The organism is Cribrihabitans marinus (assembly GCF_900109035.1).
In the GTDB taxonomy this organism is placed as follows: domain Bacteria; phylum Pseudomonadota; class Alphaproteobacteria; order Rhodobacterales; family Rhodobacteraceae; genus Cribrihabitans; species Cribrihabitans marinus.
The window spans coordinates 244769-260464 of record NZ_FNYD01000003.1; the positions used below are offsets into that span (position 1 = coordinate 244769).

The window sequence follows — 15696 nt, forward strand, 5'->3', positions numbered from 1 at the left end:
GGAGCGGCGGGCTTCAGTCGCCGTCGATCTGACGTTGGTAGTCGGCGGCGTCGAACCACTTCAGCGAGCGCGCGATCTTGTAGTCGTCGGTCAGCTCCCACTCTTCCCAGCCGCCGGTGATGACCCGGTTGCCGGTCTGTGCATGGTGCCCCTCGAGCGTCCAGACGAAGATCGCGTGATCCCCGGCCCGGCGCATCAGGTCGCAGCGCACTTCGAGATCTGGAAAGTCGGCATAGAAGCCGCGCGCCATCTCGGCAATGGCCGCGCGCCCCTTGTGCGCCTCGCCCCGGTTGATCGAGATCTCGCCACCCTCGGCGAAAAAGCCGGCCACCGCGTCGGGATCATGCGAACTCCACGCGATGGCATAGGCCTGGGCCAACATCTGCAAACGGTCCTGGGCGGTTGCCATGCGGCCTCCTTGTGCATCGCGGTCCCGGCAGCGTATGCCAAAGCACCGGCCCGCGTCTATGGCCGTGGCGCGGGCCGGGCCGCGCGCGCGGCTACTCGCGCGGCAGCAGGCGGGTGACGCCCACCGAGGCGGCGCGGGCGAGGTCGGCATCCAGCGACATCGGGATGTATTCGCCCCGCCGCCACAGCTGCGCCATGTCGTCGTAATGGCGCGACAGGAAATGCCCCGACTGGCCGGTCGACAGGATGAACACCGAACTGTCGGGATCGGCGAAATCATAGACCCCGCGATAGCCCGCGCCATGCACGTTCTGGAACGGTTCGGGATCCTCGCCCGAGGTCAGCCCGCGCTGCAGCGTGTTGTCGCCGCCGCTGGTGGATTGGCGGATGTTCACGAAATGCCGCAGGATGGGGATCTCGCCCAGCACCGGGTGGTCATGCGCGGCCTGGTGCGCATCGCCCCAGCGCAGTGATTCCAGCGCGGTGCCATAGGTCTCGCCGATCCAGACCAGCGCGTCGTCCAGCGCCATGCGCGCGATCTCGGTGCAGGTCTCCTCGGGCGCGCTCTGACGCACGTCGCACCAGGCCGAGGCGCCGCCGATGTCGCGATAGACCCGTTCGATGAAGAGCGGCTCGACATGCTTGAACTCGGTGGCCAGCGGCCCAAGCTCGTCGGTGATCAGGCGTTTCTGCAGCGCCCGCAGCCAGGCGGCGTAGATCAGCGGCTCGGGCAGGTGCTCGTTCATCTCGCCGTTCCACTCCGCCAGAAGGGTCAGCGCGATCTGGCGCTGGCGTTCGGGCGTGCCCTCGGGCGCGGCGGCGCCGGTGAACCACAGGTCGGCCCCGATCAGCGGCAGCAGCGACCGCGCGGTGAAGCTGACCGGATCCAGCTGCGCCTCGATGAAGCTGTCGCGGGTGTGGACCTGCCGCGACTGCATCAGCCTCTGCCAGCGGTGCACGCGCTGGGTGTCGCCCCAGACAAAGGAGATATGGTTGGGAAACGGGCGTTCGACCATCTTGTTGTTGGTGTTGCCAAGCAACCCGCCCTTTGGCGAGACGAATTCGGGATTGGCCTCGTAGGCCGCGCGGCCCTGCCAGCGGTTCTCGGCCCGCCAGCCGGGGGCGGGGATGCGGCCCTGGCTCTGGTGGCGCGGGTCGCGCTTGGGCACCGCGCCGATCATCTTCATGGCGATGGTCTCGCGATCGGCAAGCGACAGGTTCTGGGCCGGCGCGATATAGGCCTCGGCGACGTCGATCGCCTCCTGCACGGTTTCCGCGCGCATCAGGCCCATCGCCGCGGTCATAGAGGTGTCCCGCGGGCTGAGCGCGGTCCAGCCCAGGGCGGCCACATGGCCCGGCGGCGTCACGGTGTTCAGCGCATAGTGGCTGCCCGGCAGAACCGGGCCGTTTTCGGTCCAGCGCAGGGTGAGGGTGATCGGCGGGGCGTCCTTGATCTCGATGATCGAGGGGCGCGAGTCGAATTCCTTATAACCGTCCGGGGTCAGGTATTCGCCCGGATTTTCGGGGTTCAGCTTCTCGATGAACACGTCCTGGTCGTCGAGATTGGCGGTGGTCAGCCCCCATCCCATCTGCTGGCTGCGGCCGGTCATGACCACGGGGACGCCCGGGATGGTGCCGCCAATCACCCCGCCCGTTTGCAACTCCAGCCGGGCCAGATACCAGATCGCGGGCGCGGTAAACCCCAGATGCGGGTCGTTGGCCAGCAGCGTGCCGCCGCTGGCGGAGCGCGAGGGCGCCGCGGTCCAGGCGTTGGACGCGCCGGCGAATCCGCGTTTCGGGAACGGCGACAGCGGCGTTTCGGGCATGGGGTCGGCGCGGGCATAGCGGGCGGCCTGCGGAAACAGTGCTGCATATTCGGGCAGGGCGGCGATGCCGCTGCCGGGCACGTCGGGCAGGATGTCGGCCAGCCGCGCGGGATCGTCCAGCATCAGCTGCGTGCGCGCGCGCAGGACCTCATTGTCGAGATGCCCGCTCAACCGCAGCGCCATCAGCTTGATGATCGCGATGCTGTCGCCGGGCTGCCAGGGCGCGACCGGCGTGCGGAACAGGAACATCTCGGGGGCGCCGCGGCCCAGCGCCTCTTCGTTGATCTGGTCGAGCCGCGCGTTCACCCCGGCGGCATAGGCCCGCAGCGCCGCCTTGGTGTAATCGTCCTGCACCTCGAAGGATTTCTGCGCCAGCCGGTAGAGGTCGAGCCGCCGCAGCAGCCGGTCGATGCGCAGGGTCCGCTCGCCGAAGACCTCGGACAGCCGGCCCTGCGCGGTGCGGCGCAGGATGGTCATCTGCCACAGGCGGTCCTGGGCATGGGCAAAGCCCAGCCCGAAATAGACATCCGGATCGCTTGCCCCGAAGACATGCGGCACGTTGGCATTGTCGCGCACGATCTCGACCGGCGCCGACGGGCCGCGCACCGAGATGTCGCGGTCATAGTCGGGCAGGGACTGGCTGGCCAGGTAGTAGGTCAGGATGACGGCGAGCACGACAAGCCCCACAAGCGCGGCCGCAAGGCGCAGGAGCCAGCGAAAGAGCAATGCCATGAACGGATCCGTCAGTCAGTGTTTCAGGTCGTGGCCAACCTAGAGGAACCGGCGGCGGGGGAAAAGGCGGGCCGTGGCATGACGGCCCCGCCTTCGGTCAGGGAATGATGCGGGTGTACTTGGTGCCTTCCAGCGTCGCGCCGAGGCGCAGACCGGCGCGGCCGAACACTGCCGCCAGGACCGGGGTGCGCAGGGTGGTGGTGTCGGTGGCAAGCGAGTCGCCCTGGTCGCTGACCACATATTCCAGGTCGGCGCCTGCGGCCCAGCCGGGCGAGCGGCGGAAATCGGCAAGCGCGTCGTCGGTCATGAAGAACAGCACGTGGGCATATTGCTGCGCGCCGATCTGCAGGCCGGCGCTGCCCTTGACGGCCGAGTAGTAATCGACCGTCGCCTCGTTCACCCGCAGTGCGCCGCGCCCATAGGCCCCGCCGAACCCGAACCCCGCCTCGGTAATCAGCGGCATGACCAGTATGCCGGCGGCCTTCTCCGAGATCTCGACGGTGTTGGGATAGAGCGAATACATCTGGTTCAGCGTGGCGTCGACGCGGGCGTCGATGGTGGAGGCATTGGAATTGCCGACGCCGTTGCCGCAGGCGGCGGTGAAGGTCAGCCCGGCCATGCCAAGGGCAAAGCCGCGACGGGTCAGTCGTGGGGAGTGCGTGCTGCTCATGTCATCTGTCTCTTGCAAGGTGCCTGAATTTGCCGGTTTTTCCGATCTTGGTGGCAACAATACGCCGAAAGTCGCCACCTGTCACGCGGGAAGGGTGGCGATTGCGCGGGAAGTCGCCCGGAAGGCCCGCTTGGTGACGCGGCGGGATGGCAGCGGAGTCCGGTGGTTTGGCTTGGATGGCGGGAGTGAGACCAGAGTGACCGATGCTGCACGTCGCACGATGGTCTGCCAGGGACGCCCAAAAACCATTGATGTTGCAGGACGCTCCTAAAACGCAATTCCCGCCAATCAGTTTCGCTGCCGGACAACTTGAAAAAGACCAACTCGGTCAGTCATTCCATCGACGCCTCTTACCAGCTCTTGACTAGTTCGACTTCGAACTATAAAAGTTCTATATCGAACTAAGAGGCTTATCATGAACCGTAGAAACTTCTTAAAGCTCGCTGGAGGCGGAGTCGTTCTGGCTGCTGGTGGGACTGGATTATTCGTAGCCACTCGGACACCGACCGCTGCGTTGGCCCCATGGGGGCTTGCGGGAGATTATGACGATCCTCGCAAGAATGCCCTTTCCCACGCAATTCTTGCTCCGAATCCACACAACCGACAGCCATGGATTGTCGCATTGGAGGGTGACGATGAACTGACACTTTTCTTTGATACCGAGAAGCAATTGCCGCACACCGACCCCTTTGATCGGCAACTGACCATTGGCTTGGGGTGTTTTCTTGAACTCATGCGGATGGCTGGCAATGCGGCGGGCTACAGTATCGATATCGCGTTGTTCCCGGAGGGAGAAGATGAGGCCGGGTTGGACAGCCGTCCGATTGCACGCGCCAAATTCACGCAGTCGAGTCCGATCATCGATCCGCTCTTTGAGCATGTGATGGCCCGCCGATCGAACAAAGAGCCCTTTGATACATCACGCGCTGTGCCGCCGGACGCATTGACACGCATACTCGCTGTTGGAGAGCATGCACAGATCGGTGGCTCAATCGATCAAGACGAGATCGCGTATTGGCGGGAGTTGACGACAGAGGCTCTCAGAATCGAAATCGAGACACCGCACACCTACAAGGAAAGCATCGATCTGATGCGCATCGGCAAGGCCGAAGTGAATGCGAACCCTGACGGGATTGATTTCAGCGGCGCTCTGTTCGAGACACTTGCGCTGGCTGGCGTCATGACCCGTGAAGCTTTGCTGGACCCTGATTCACTGGGGTTCAGAGAGGGTTTGAAAATCGTGACGGAAAACACTCGAACGGCCATGGGCCACCTTTGGATGGTGACATCAGGCAATTCACGCCGGGAACAGATTGCTGCGGGGGCCGACTGGTTGCGGGTCAATCTCGCCTGCACGGCAGAGGGCTTGGGCTTCCAGCCGCTCAGTCAAGCCCTGCAGGAGTACCCGGAAATGGCGGAGCTTTACGCCACAACGCACGGGAACCTGGCACCCGACGGAGGCACGGTTCAAATGTTGGCGCGCATCGGATACGGTCCAGACGTTCCGGTCAGCCCGCGTTGGCCGATAGATACCAAGATTGGAAGTGTGTGAGCAAGGACGACACCGCAGCCGAAGTCATCGGGTTTTTCACCGAGATCGGAATCATCAACCAGCTCTCGACAGCGATGCTGGCCAAGAGCCTTCCAGACGGTGTTCACCCCTCCCACTTCTCGATTCTGAACCACCTGTCACGCGTCGGCGACGGAAAATCGCCTTTGCGCATTGCGTCCGCAATGCAGGTCACGAAAAACACAATGACACATTCGCTCAAGGTTCTGAAGGATCGGGGATACGTCACCGTGGTTTCCGATCCGGAAGATGGGCGTGGCAAGCTGGTATATCTTACTGCCTCGGGACGCGATTTCCGCGATCAAGCTATTCTTCGGGTCAGTGACGCCTTTCGTCATGTTATTGGACCAGATCAATTGGACATCATGCGGCGAGTAGGCAGTGACCTTGCGGACATGCGAAAGCACCTTGATGAGAATAGGTAAGGCGTTTCGTTTTGCCGCCAGCCAGCGTCAGACGGAAAGCCGCCTTTGAAATCAAGGGCTCCTATGGCGGCTTTGTCCCGCAAGGCCGACCATGCACCCGCCGGGGCCGAGTTTGGTGCCCAAGCGCTTGTCGCGCGTGATGAAGCGAGCGTGCGCATAGCAAACACTCGTTTTATACGTCTGTCCCATGAGCAATCACTTTCAACAAGCTGCGTTGGATATCCTGACGATGCCCTGCAGATCAAAGGCTTCTTGAGGCCACAAAAGCGTCAAACGAAGATCACAGTTAAGCGCCAGATGGGCTGCGGATACTGGCCGTCAGACGTGGTGGGATCAGGCGATGTTGCGAGTTCTTGTTGTGTATTTCTTCGTTCTGGTAGCGAGTGCAGGGCCTTACCCCGTCCTGGCTCAACAGGGCGAGCCCGCGTCCAACTCAAGCACGGTGACAGAAGCGTTGGCCGACAAGACGATCCGTTTCGCTTCGGATGAGCTTGGTGCAGGTGTTCAGTTCTTCGGATCGGATGGCAGCACGTATCTATGGTTCCCCGGCCGATTGGAGATTGCCGAAGGTCGTTGGTCGGACAGAACGTTTCGTCTGGCGATGCCAACGTCACCTGGTTCGGAGCCGAAAATCCATACCACTGGTTTGGTCTGTTTCGAGTTTGATGGGGCCCCGCGTGGCAAGTTGACTGGCAAGCCATTCGGGCCGAACGAGTGCTTCAAACTGGACGACATCCAATCAGCGATACAAGAGGTAGCCGATGGCGACGTGCTGGACCTGAAGAACGGGAGAGCTCCTTGCCGGCTATGCCGTTCCGACATGCCTCTGTCGCGGTTGCGAAATCGGCTGGGTAGCTGACGGAGGGCCAGGCGCCTTCGGCTTGTTCCAGGCGAACCAGCGCTATGTTCGATCGGCGGTTTCATTCCGCGATCCCTATCTAGCAAACAGCAAGCCCACCTGCACCGGCATCGCCATACGTCGAACGGGAACGCATGGCTGCTCGCTACCCCTGCAAATACCGCGCCACCTCGGGCGCGAAATAGGTCAGCACCCCGTCGCAGCCGGCCCGGCGGAAGGCCATCAGGCTTTCCAGCATCGCCTTTTCGCCGTCGATCCAGCCGTTCTGCGCCGCCGCCCGGATCATCGCGTATTCGCCCGAGACCTGGTAGGCATAGGTCGGCGCGCCGAAGGCGTCCTTGACCCGGCGGCAGATGTCCAGATAGGGCATCCCCGGCTTGATCATCACCATGTCCGCCCCCTCGGACAGGTCGCGGGCGACCAGCCGCAGCGCCTCGTCGGAATTGGCCGGATCCATCTGATAGGTCTTCTTGTCGCCCTTCAGCGCCCCGGACGCGCCCACCGCGTCGCGGAACGGGCCATAGAAGGCGCTGGCGTATTTCGCGGCATAGGACAGGATCGACACGTTGTGATGGCCCGCGCGCTCCAGCGCGTCACGGATCGCGCCGATGCGGCCGTCCATCATGTCGCTGGGCCCGATGATGTCGGCCCCGGCCTCGGCCTGCGCCAGCGCCATTTTCACCAATGCCTCGACGGTGGCGTCGTTGACGATCTCGCCATCCACAACATACCCGTCATGGCCGTTGATGTTGTAGGGATCGAGCGCCACATCGGTCATCACCGCGATTTCGGGCGCGGCTTCCTTGATCGCCCGGATCGCCCGGTTGCTGAGGTTGTCGGGGTTCCACGCCTCGGCGCAATCCTCGGTCTTGAGGCCGGGATCGGTGTAGGGAAACAGGCAGATCGCGGGTATCCCCAGCGCCTGCGCCTCGGCCGCGGCCTGGGCGACCAGGTCGACGCTGCGCCGCACCACGCCGGGCATCGACGGCACCGGCTCCTCCTGACCTTCGCCGTCGCGCACGAAGACCGGCCAGATCAGGTCGTTCACCGACAATTCGTTTTGGCGCACCAGCGCCCGCAGCGCGGGCGTGGCGCGGGTGCGGCGCAGGCGCGTGGCCGGAAAGGGGGCCTGGGTCGGCGTCATCGGGCAAACCTCACGTCGTTCAGCGGATGCCTTCGGAATGCACCGCCCGTGCGCCCTTGTCCAGCCCCGCGCCGCAGCCGCCCTAGACCAGCCGCCCGGTATGCAGTTCGATCGGTTCCGGCACGCCGCGCCGCGCCAGGAAGTCGGGTCGCGGCCGGTCTGCCGCGAACGGATCCTGCAACCGGTTCGACACGGCGTTGTAGACGAAGAACGCGTTGGACCTCGGCTCGGGCGTGATGTTGCCGTTCGAGCCGTGGATCGTGTTGCTGTCGAACAGGATCAGCGTGCCGGTCGGCCCCTCGGCGTCGGTGATCCCGTGCTTGCGCGCCAGCCGGTCCAGGCTTTCGGGCGAAGGCGTGCCCACCTTCTGCGCCTGCAGCGAGCGTTTGTGGTTGTCCCGCGGCGTTGCGCCGGAACAGCTGACATAGGTGTTCTGCGAGCCGGGCATCAGCATCAGCGCGCCGTTATGCGCCCGGTTGTCGGTCAGCAGAAGCGAGGCCGACACCGCACGCATGCGCGGCATCCCGTCCTCGGCGTGCCAGGTCTCGAAATCCGAGTGCCAGTAGAATTCCTTGCCGGTGAAGCCCGACTTGTAGTTCAGGCGCGACTGGTGGACATAGACGTCGTCGCCCAGCAGGAACTGCGCGATCCCGGCCAGGCGGCGGTCGCAGGCCAGGCGCATCATCAGCGGGTCCTGCGTTTCGAGCCGGAAGATCGTGCGTACCTCGGCGCTGTCGGGCTCGGTCACCACATCCTCGCGGTTCAGGTTTTGCCCCTCGACGCGCAGATGTGCCGCGCGGTCGATCAGCGCCTGCACCTCGTCGGTCGAAAACAGGTCCCGAAGCACGAGAAACCCGTCGCGGTTGAAGCTTTCGGCCTGTCGCTGGGAAATCGGCGCATCCGGGGTCCATTCCGACCAGACCACCGGGTCGGCCCGGTTGATCCAGCGTTCCGGATCGCCCTGACGGGTGGGATAGATGTCTTCGGTCAGGTCGGGTGTCGTGGCATGCAGTTCGAAATCCAGTGACATGTCGTCTCCTCTTGTTGATGAAACTCATATCGTGTGAGCGGTAATGCCCGTGGCCGCGCCGAGGTTCCGGCGGTCGATTCCGCGCGGTCAAAACGCGCCGGGCCTCTGGGCATTCCCGAGGCACTGGGCTAGAACCTCCGGACAAGAATGACAAGGGATCGGTGCGCAGTGGACTGGTACACATCGATTTTCGAACTGATCGACATGCGCAGCTTTTCCAACCTCTGGTTCTGGATTGCGCTGGCGGTGGTCTGGTCGTCGGCCAGCCACTGGGTTCTGGGCGTGCCCTTCGACGTCGTGCTGCGCGCGCGGCGGGCCGGCGGGCAGGCCGAGGCGGACATGAACGACATCGCCCGCGTGCATGTGAACCGGCTTCTCTATATCGTCGATGTGGCCGGGCCGTGGCTGCTGGCCTTCGTCAGCTTCCTGCTGACCGGTCTTGCCATGCTGGGTTTCTACTACGGGATCGAGTTTGCGCAGGCGGTGTTCCTTCTGGGCTTTCCGATGACGCTGGTCGGACTGGTGCAGTTGCGCGCTGCGCGGCGGATCCGCGGCGAGGGAATGCAGGGCGAGGACCTGGCCCGCAGTCTTGCCCGGTGCCGGCTCTACACCCAGATCATCGGCATGGTGTCGATCTTTTTCACCGCGCTGTGGGGCATGTATCAGAATATGTCGATCGGTGTGCTGGGCTGAGAGCGGGCGGACGTGAACAGGAGTACGCATATCCAGGTCGGCGGCGCGCCCGAGGGCCATGACGCGCAGCTGATCCTGCGCGAGGTCTCCAGCGCCGGCGGGCCGGTCCTGCATGTCGCCCGCGACGACCGGCGGCTTGAGGCGATGCGCGCCGCACTGGCCTTCTTTGCACCCGACATGCCGGTCTTTGTCTTTCCCGGCTGGGATTGCCTGCCCTATGACCGGGTGTCGCCGCATGCCGACATCTCGGCCGCGCGCATGGCGACCCTGGCGGCGCTGGTGCACCAGATGCCGGAGCGGTTCGTGCTGCTCACCACGCTCAATGCCGCGACCCAGCGGGTGCCCGCGCGCGAGGTGCTGCGTGAGGCGGCCTTTACCGCGCGGGTGGGTGCGCGGGTGGATGAAGACGCGTTGCGCAACTTTTTGGTTCGAATGGGGTTTTCGCAAAGCCCGACGGTGATGGAGCCGGGCGATTACGCCATTCGCGGCGGCATCATCGACATCTATCCGCCCGGCGACAGCGGGCCGGTGCGGCTGGATTTCTTCGGCGACGTGCTGGACGGCGCGCGGCGCTTTGACCCGATCAGCCAGCGCACCACCGAAAAGCTCGACCTGGTGGAACTGGCCCCGGTCAGCGAGATCATCCTCGACGAGGCGGCGATCACCCGGTTCCGGCAGAATTACCGCATCGAATTCGGCGCGGCGGGCACCGACGATCCGCTCTACGAGGCGGTGAGCGCGGGCCGCAAGCATCAGGGGATGGAGCATTGGCTGCCCTTCTTCCACGCGCGGCTGGAGACCCTGTTCGACTACCTGCCCGACGCGACGGTCACGCTGGACGACCAGGTGACACCCGCGCGCCTGTCGCGGTGGGACGGGATCGTGGATCAATACGAGAACCGCACCGAGGCGCTGAAATCGCGGGCGCGGATGGACAGCGTCTACAAGCCCACGCCGCCGGGGCAGCTCTATCTCGATGACGCGGCCTGGACCGCGGCGGTGGCGGACCGGCGGGTGATGCAGTTCAACCCGTTGCCGCAGGCCAGCGGGCCGGGTGTGATCGACGCGGGCGGTCGCATCGGACGCAGCTTTGCGCCCGAGCGCCAACAGGAAAACATAAGCCTTTTCGGTGCATTGGCAGACCACATTCAGGCAAAGCTGGACAAGGGGCCGGTGCTGGTCGCCTCCTATTCCGAAGGCGCGCGCGAACGTCTGACCGGGCTGATCGAGGATGAGGGGCTGGCCGAGGCGATCCCCGTGACCGACGGCACCCGCATCGGCAAGCGCGGGCTGCACCTGGCGGTCTGGGCGCTGGAGGCCGGGTTCGAGACGCCCGACATGACAGTGATCTCGGAACAGGACGTGCTGGGCGACCGGCTGATCCGCCAGCCCCGCAAACGCCGCAAGGCCGAGAATTTCCTGACCGAGGCGCAATCGCTCAGCCCCGGCGACCTGGTGGTGCATGTGGATCACGGCATCGGCCGCTACCAGGGGCTCGAGGTGGTCACCGCCGCGGGCGCGGCGCATGAATGCCTGTTGCTGGAATATGCCGAGGGCGCCAAGCTCTACCTGCCGGTCGAGAATATCGAGCTGTTGTCGAAATACGGCCACGAGGAGGGGCTGCTCGACAAGCTCGGCGGCGGCGCCTGGCAGGCCAAGAAAGCCAAGCTCAAGGAGCGAATCCGCGAGATGGCCGACCGGCTCATCCGCATTGCCGCCGAACGCGCCCTGCGCAAGGCGCCCGTCCTCGACCCGCCGCCGCACGCCTGGGAGGAGTTCAGCGCCCGTTTCCCCTATCAGGAGACCGACGACCAGCTGCGCGCCATCGACGAGGTAATGGCCGACATGACCAGCGGCCAGCCGATGGACCGGCTGATCTGCGGCGATGTGGGCTTCGGCAAGACCGAGGTGGCGATGCGCGCGGCCTTTGTCGCGGCGATGTCCGGCGTGCAGGTGGCGGTGATCGCGCCGACCACGTTGCTGGCCCGCCAGCACGCGGCGTCCTTCAAGGACCGGTTCCGTGGATTTCCGTTGGAAGTCAGGCAATTGTCGCGCTTCATTGGTGCGAAGGAGGCGCAGAAGACCCGCGAGGGCCTGGCCAAGGGCACGATCGATATCGTCATCGGCACCCATGCGCTTCTGGCCAAGGGCATCCGGTTCCAGAATCTCGGCCTGCTGGTCATCGACGAGGAACAGCATTTCGGGGTTGCCCACAAGGAACGGCTCAAGGCGCTGCGCAGCGATGTGCATGTTCTGACGCTGACCGCCACGCCGATTCCGCGCACGCTGCAACTGTCGCTGACCGGGGTTCGGGATCTGTCGATCATCGGCACCCCGCCCATCGACCGGCTGTCGATCCGCACCTATGTCAGCGAATTCGACGCTATCACTATCCGCGAGGCGCTGCTGCGCGAGCATTACCGCGGCGGGCAGAGTTTCTATGTGGTGCCGCGCATCAGCGACCTGCCCGAGATCGAGGAATTCCTCCAGGATCAGCTGCCCGAGCTCACTTACGTCGTCGCGCATGGCCAGATGGCCGCCGGTGAGCTCGACGACCGGATGAACGCCTTTTACGACGGCAAGTTCGACGTGCTGCTGGCCACGACCATCGTGGAATCCGGTCTCGACATTCCGACCGCCAACACGATGGTCATCCACCGCGCGGACATGTTCGGGCTGGCCCAGCTCTATCAGATCCGCGGCCGCGTCGGCCGGTCCAAGACCCGCGCCTATGCCTATCTGACCACCAAGCCGCGCGCCCGGCTGACGGCAACGGCCGAGAAACGCCTGCGCGTTCTGGGTTCGCTCGACACGCTGGGGGCCGGGTTCACGCTGGCGTCCCAGGATCTCGACATCCGCGGCGCCGGCAACCTCTTGGGCGAGGAACAGTCGGGCCAGATGCGCGACGTGGGGTACGAGCTCTACCAGACGATGCTGGAGGAGGCGATCGCCAAGATCCGCAACGGCCAGATGGAAGGGCTGAGCGAGGCCGACGACCAATGGGCGCCGCAGATCAACCTGGGCGTGCCGGTTCTGATCCCAGAGGATTATGTGCCAGACCTGGACGTGCGGCTGGGATTGTATCGCCGTCTCAGTGGCTTGACGACCAAGGTTGAACTGGAGGGCTTTGCCGCAGAGCTGATCGACCGGTTCGGAAAGCTGCCCAAGGAGGTCAATACCCTTCTCCTGGTGGTGCGCATCAAGGCGATGTGCAAGCGCGCCGGCATCGCCAAGCTGGACGGTGGCCCCAAGGGTGCCACGATCCAGTTCCACAACGACAAGTTCGCCTCGCCCGAGGGGTTGGTGGAATTCATCCAGGCGCAGGATGGGCTGGCCAAGGTCAAGGACAACAAGATCGTGGTGCGGCGCGACTGGAAACGCGACGGCGACAAGATCAAGGGCGCTTTCGCCATCGCCCGCGACCTGGCAGAAAAGGTGGTCGACCAGGGCAAGCGCAAGGACGCGCGCAAGCAGCCGGCGCGCTAAAATCTGTACGAAACGGCCACAAACCTGTAAGTTGTGCTTATTACCAGTCCTCGCCTGAAAGGATTTTCGGCATGGAAGACAAGGGTGAAAAGCAATTTCAGCTTGAACTGACAACCTTCGGCAAGCGCAACAAGCAACGGTTCCGGATCATGGAAGACCTCACGCTGTCCTGCGACATGTGCAAGACGCCCGAGGCGACGCGTTCGATCCGCGAGATGACCGAACGCTATTTCCAGGAGCTGATGCGCGAACAGAACAGCCTGAACAAGCGCATCGACAAGATGCTGAAGGATGCCGCCAAGGGGGGCGACAAGAAGAGCGACAACAAGGCGCTGGAAAAGAACGCCAAGCGGATCATCGACCAGTTTACCTCGCTGCATCTGGGCGGGAACCGGCGGCTGAAGCTCAAGTTCAACGGGCTGAAGAAGCCGCCCTATATCATTTTCGAGATGAAATGGTAGACGGGTCCGACCACCCGCAACTGGAACCCTTTGACCGGCTGAACGGCGATCTGTCGCTCGACCGGATCGGCGACCAGTTCCGCGAGGCGATGGTGCAGTTGCCGCGGATCAACGAGAAACTGAAGCTGATGGAGGCGGCGCTGAACCGCGCGGCCGAGGGGGGCGCCGAACAGGAGGGCGTGCCCGACGGATCCTACAGCTATATCCCCATCGACGCCTGCCAGTTCCTCGACTGCCTGTTCGATCTGGAAACCGCGCTGTCGGCGGACAGCGACTATGCCGATCCGGACCTGCCGCATCGGCGCGTCGATTTCGTCGAGGCCGGCTGCGGGCCGGGGCGCAACGTGATGCTGGCGCAGTCCACCGACCGGTTCGAATTCCGGCGCGTGCACGGGTTCGACATCTCGCCCGAGGTGATCGACTGGGGGCGCAAGGTGTTCCGGCTGGGGGACACGATCGAGGTGGGCGATTGCAACACGTTCGACTTCTCGGAGTGGGACGTGGTCTATTTCTACCGGCCCTTCGCCGATCCAGACAAACAGACCGAGTTCGAGGACCGGCTGGTCAAGACCCTTCGAACCGGCGCCTATGTCATCGGCTGCGGCAATCTCAGCCTGCATGACGACCGGCGGCTGCTGTGCAAGGACGAGGTCGGCCAGCTCTACAAGAAGCTGCGCTGACCGGTTCGACGCCCTGCGTGCCTTACCCGGCTGCCGGCGACATCGCCGCCTGCGCACAGAAGCACGAGGCCGCGACGGCGCGGTCGGCGCGGGCCAGCGCCAGGTCCAGCCGTTGCCGGACATGGCCGATCTCGGCGGTCTCGCCACGCGCCACAAGACAGTCGTGCAAGCCCTTGAGGCTCCAGACATTGTCCGGATGCACGGTGGCACGGCTGCGTTGTCCGCCAAGGCCCAGATCCTCGCGATAGACCGCCTCGGCCTCGGCCGCTCGACCCTGTTCCATCAAGAGCGCCCCCAGCGCGTGACGGGCGGGCTGCATCCAGCCCCAGGGCTCGTCATAGGGCAGCGCATCCTCCAGAGCGACCGAGCGGCGTAGATGCGCAAAGGCGGCGTCGAAATTTCCGATCCGGTATTCGATCTCGCCGCGCAGCATCTCTCTGGCGACGGCCATCAGGTCGACCACGCGGTTGTTGTGCAAGAGCCGGCTTTCGGGCACCCGCCGGCAGGCGTCGAGAAAGGCGCGCTCCTGTTCCAGTGCGCGCTCCACCTCGCCGGTGGCGGCATGTCCCAGGGCGCGGGCGTAAAGCACCGTGGCGGCCAGCGTGCAGAACAGCGCGGGGTCCTCGGGCAGGTCCAGCGCCTTGCACGCCTCCCACCGGCCGAACCGGATCAGGATATGCGGCTCCATCGCCATGAAGCTTTCGAAATAGTCGGCCATCGGCGGGCTTTCGATGCGCAGCATCTCTTCGGGCGTGGTCTGCCAAAGGCCCTGGTTGGCGCGCAGGGCCGGTTCGATCTGGCCCAGGAACAGCGCGCCATAGATGACGAAATGGTAATTGTGCTGCCGGTAACCGGTGTAGATGTTGAAGGCGCCCTCGCGCTGGTAGTATTTCAGATCGGCCTCGATCGCGCGTTCGTTCCAGTGCACCACGTCGGTGTAATTCCCGCACAGAACGTCGATATGGGTCGCCATGTGGACCAGGTGCCCGGCATCCGGCACCAGCCGGCGCAGCGCATCGGCCGCCTTGAGCGCCTTTTCCGGCGTGGGCGACATCTCCATCAGGTGGACATAGAGGTGCAGGATGCCCGGATGCTCCATCCCGCCCGGCGCGGTTGCCATCGCCGCCTCCAGCGCCGCCTGCGCCTCCTGCGTGGCGGCGCCCTCGGCGGGAAGTCCGCTGGGCAGGTCCCACATCAGCCAGGGCGTCAGGTTCATCAGGCTTTCCACATGGATCGCGCGCAGATCCAGCTGGTCGGGCAGCGCGTGATGCGCGTCGCGCATGGCATCGGCGAAATCTTGGTCCCAGCTGCGCATTTCGTCCAGGGATGCCGGTTCGCGCTGCGGGTAGCGCGCGGGCAGGGCGCGGATCAGCGCCGCCTCGACGGGGCTGCAGCCGGACATGCGGCGCAGCGCCTCGTGCGTGGCGTCGAAGGCCGCCGCCAGCGCATCGGCGCGGCCGGCCTCGTCGAACAGCTCCCACGGCATGTTGTAGTTTGGGCCGACGGCATAGGCGATGCCCCAATAGGCCATCGCGCAGTCGGGGTCGTGTTTCAGCGCGCGGCGGAAACAGGCGACGGCCTCTTCGTGGTTGAACCCGTAGGTCCAGGCCAGGCCGCGGTCGAACCAGGCCTGCGCCTCGACAGAGGTCGTGGTGACGGGACAGCTGTGCCGGCCGAGATCATAGTCGTAGGTGTCCATCGCGTTGCCTCCC

The 15696-nt window shown here is 64.6% G+C and carries 13 protein-coding genes; 7 read left to right on the top strand and 6 right to left on the bottom strand.

What is annotated here, in order from left to right; genetic code table 11:
* Positions 1–13: 13 nt before the first annotated feature.
* The 3 genes from BMX57_RS06195 to BMX57_RS06205 all read right to left on the bottom strand — a co-directional run bounded on the left by BMX57_RS06195 (position 14) and on the right by BMX57_RS06205 (position 3636).
* Positions 14–409, bottom strand: coding sequence for a nuclear transport factor 2 family protein (locus BMX57_RS06195; protein ID WP_092363728.1), 396 nt, complete (start codon positions 407–409; stop codon positions 14–16).
* Positions 410–500: 91 nt separating this feature from the next.
* Positions 501–2966 carry a penicillin acylase family protein gene (locus BMX57_RS06200; RefSeq protein WP_092363731.1) on the bottom strand — a complete coding sequence of 822 codons (2466 nt, stop codon included), beginning with the start codon at positions 2964–2966 and terminating at the stop codon, positions 501–503.
* Between the two features lie 97 nt (positions 2967–3063).
* Positions 3064–3636: a lipid-binding SYLF domain-containing protein gene (locus tag BMX57_RS06205; protein ID WP_092363734.1), complete on the bottom strand. Its 573-nt coding sequence runs from the start codon at positions 3634–3636 to the stop codon at positions 3064–3066.
* Between the two features lie 415 nt (positions 3637–4051).
* On the opposite strand from BMX57_RS06205, the gene BMX57_RS06210 reads away from it, so the two are divergent.
* The 3 genes from BMX57_RS06210 to BMX57_RS20305 all read left to right on the top strand — a co-directional run bounded on the left by BMX57_RS06210 (position 4052) and on the right by BMX57_RS20305 (position 6490).
* Positions 4052–5188, top strand: coding sequence for an Acg family FMN-binding oxidoreductase (locus BMX57_RS06210; protein ID WP_092363738.1), 1137 nt, complete (start codon positions 4052–4054; stop codon positions 5186–5188).
* Positions 5185–5631, top strand: coding sequence for a MarR family winged helix-turn-helix transcriptional regulator (locus BMX57_RS06215; RefSeq protein WP_092363740.1), 447 nt, complete (start codon positions 5185–5187; stop codon positions 5629–5631). Before BMX57_RS06210 ends, BMX57_RS06215 begins: the two co-directional genes overlap by 4 nt.
* A 340-nt stretch (positions 5632–5971) precedes the next feature.
* Positions 5972–6490 (top strand): hypothetical protein, encoded by a 519-nt coding sequence (locus BMX57_RS20305; RefSeq protein ID WP_143057885.1) that lies wholly within the window; start codon positions 5972–5974, stop codon positions 6488–6490.
* Between the two features lie 145 nt (positions 6491–6635).
* Here BMX57_RS20305 and hemB read toward each other — a convergent pair whose 3' ends face one another.
* Positions 6636–7634 (bottom strand): porphobilinogen synthase, encoded by a 999-nt coding sequence (hemB, locus tag BMX57_RS06220; protein WP_092363743.1) that lies wholly within the window; start codon positions 7632–7634, stop codon positions 6636–6638.
* Between the two features lie 82 nt (positions 7635–7716).
* On the bottom strand, positions 7717–8664 hold the full coding sequence (gene thpD / locus BMX57_RS06225; RefSeq protein ID WP_092363745.1) for an ectoine hydroxylase: 948 nt from the start codon (positions 8662–8664) through the stop codon (positions 7717–7719).
* A gap of 168 nt (positions 8665–8832) precedes the next feature.
* Here thpD and BMX57_RS06230 point away from each other — a divergent pair, with 168 nt between their 5' ends.
* From BMX57_RS06230 to BMX57_RS06245, 4 genes are all read left to right on the top strand, one after another.
* Positions 8833–9357, top strand: a complete 525-nt coding sequence (locus BMX57_RS06230) for a component of SufBCD complex (RefSeq protein WP_092363748.1) — start codon at positions 8833–8835, stop codon at positions 9355–9357.
* Between the two features lie 12 nt (positions 9358–9369).
* On the top strand, positions 9370–12843 hold the full coding sequence (mfd, locus tag BMX57_RS06235; RefSeq protein WP_092363751.1) for a transcription-repair coupling factor: 3474 nt from the start codon (positions 9370–9372) through the stop codon (positions 12841–12843).
* 71 nt (positions 12844–12914) lie between these two features.
* Positions 12915–13304, top strand: coding sequence for a hypothetical protein (locus BMX57_RS06240; RefSeq protein ID WP_092363754.1), 390 nt, complete (start codon positions 12915–12917; stop codon positions 13302–13304).
* The gene (locus tag BMX57_RS06245; RefSeq protein ID WP_092363757.1) at positions 13298–13984 is read left to right on the top strand and encodes a class I SAM-dependent methyltransferase; all 687 of its coding nucleotides are present in this window, start codon (positions 13298–13300) and stop codon (positions 13982–13984) included. The genes BMX57_RS06240 and BMX57_RS06245 overlap by 7 nt, the downstream gene beginning before the upstream one ends.
* Before the next feature lie 22 nt (positions 13985–14006).
* Here the strand turns inward: BMX57_RS06245 and BMX57_RS06250 are convergent, their stop codons facing one another.
* On the bottom strand, positions 14007–15683 hold the full coding sequence (locus tag BMX57_RS06250) for a tetratricopeptide repeat protein (protein ID WP_092363760.1): 1677 nt from the start codon (positions 15681–15683) through the stop codon (positions 14007–14009).
* Between the last annotated feature and the right edge of the window lie 13 nt (positions 15684–15696).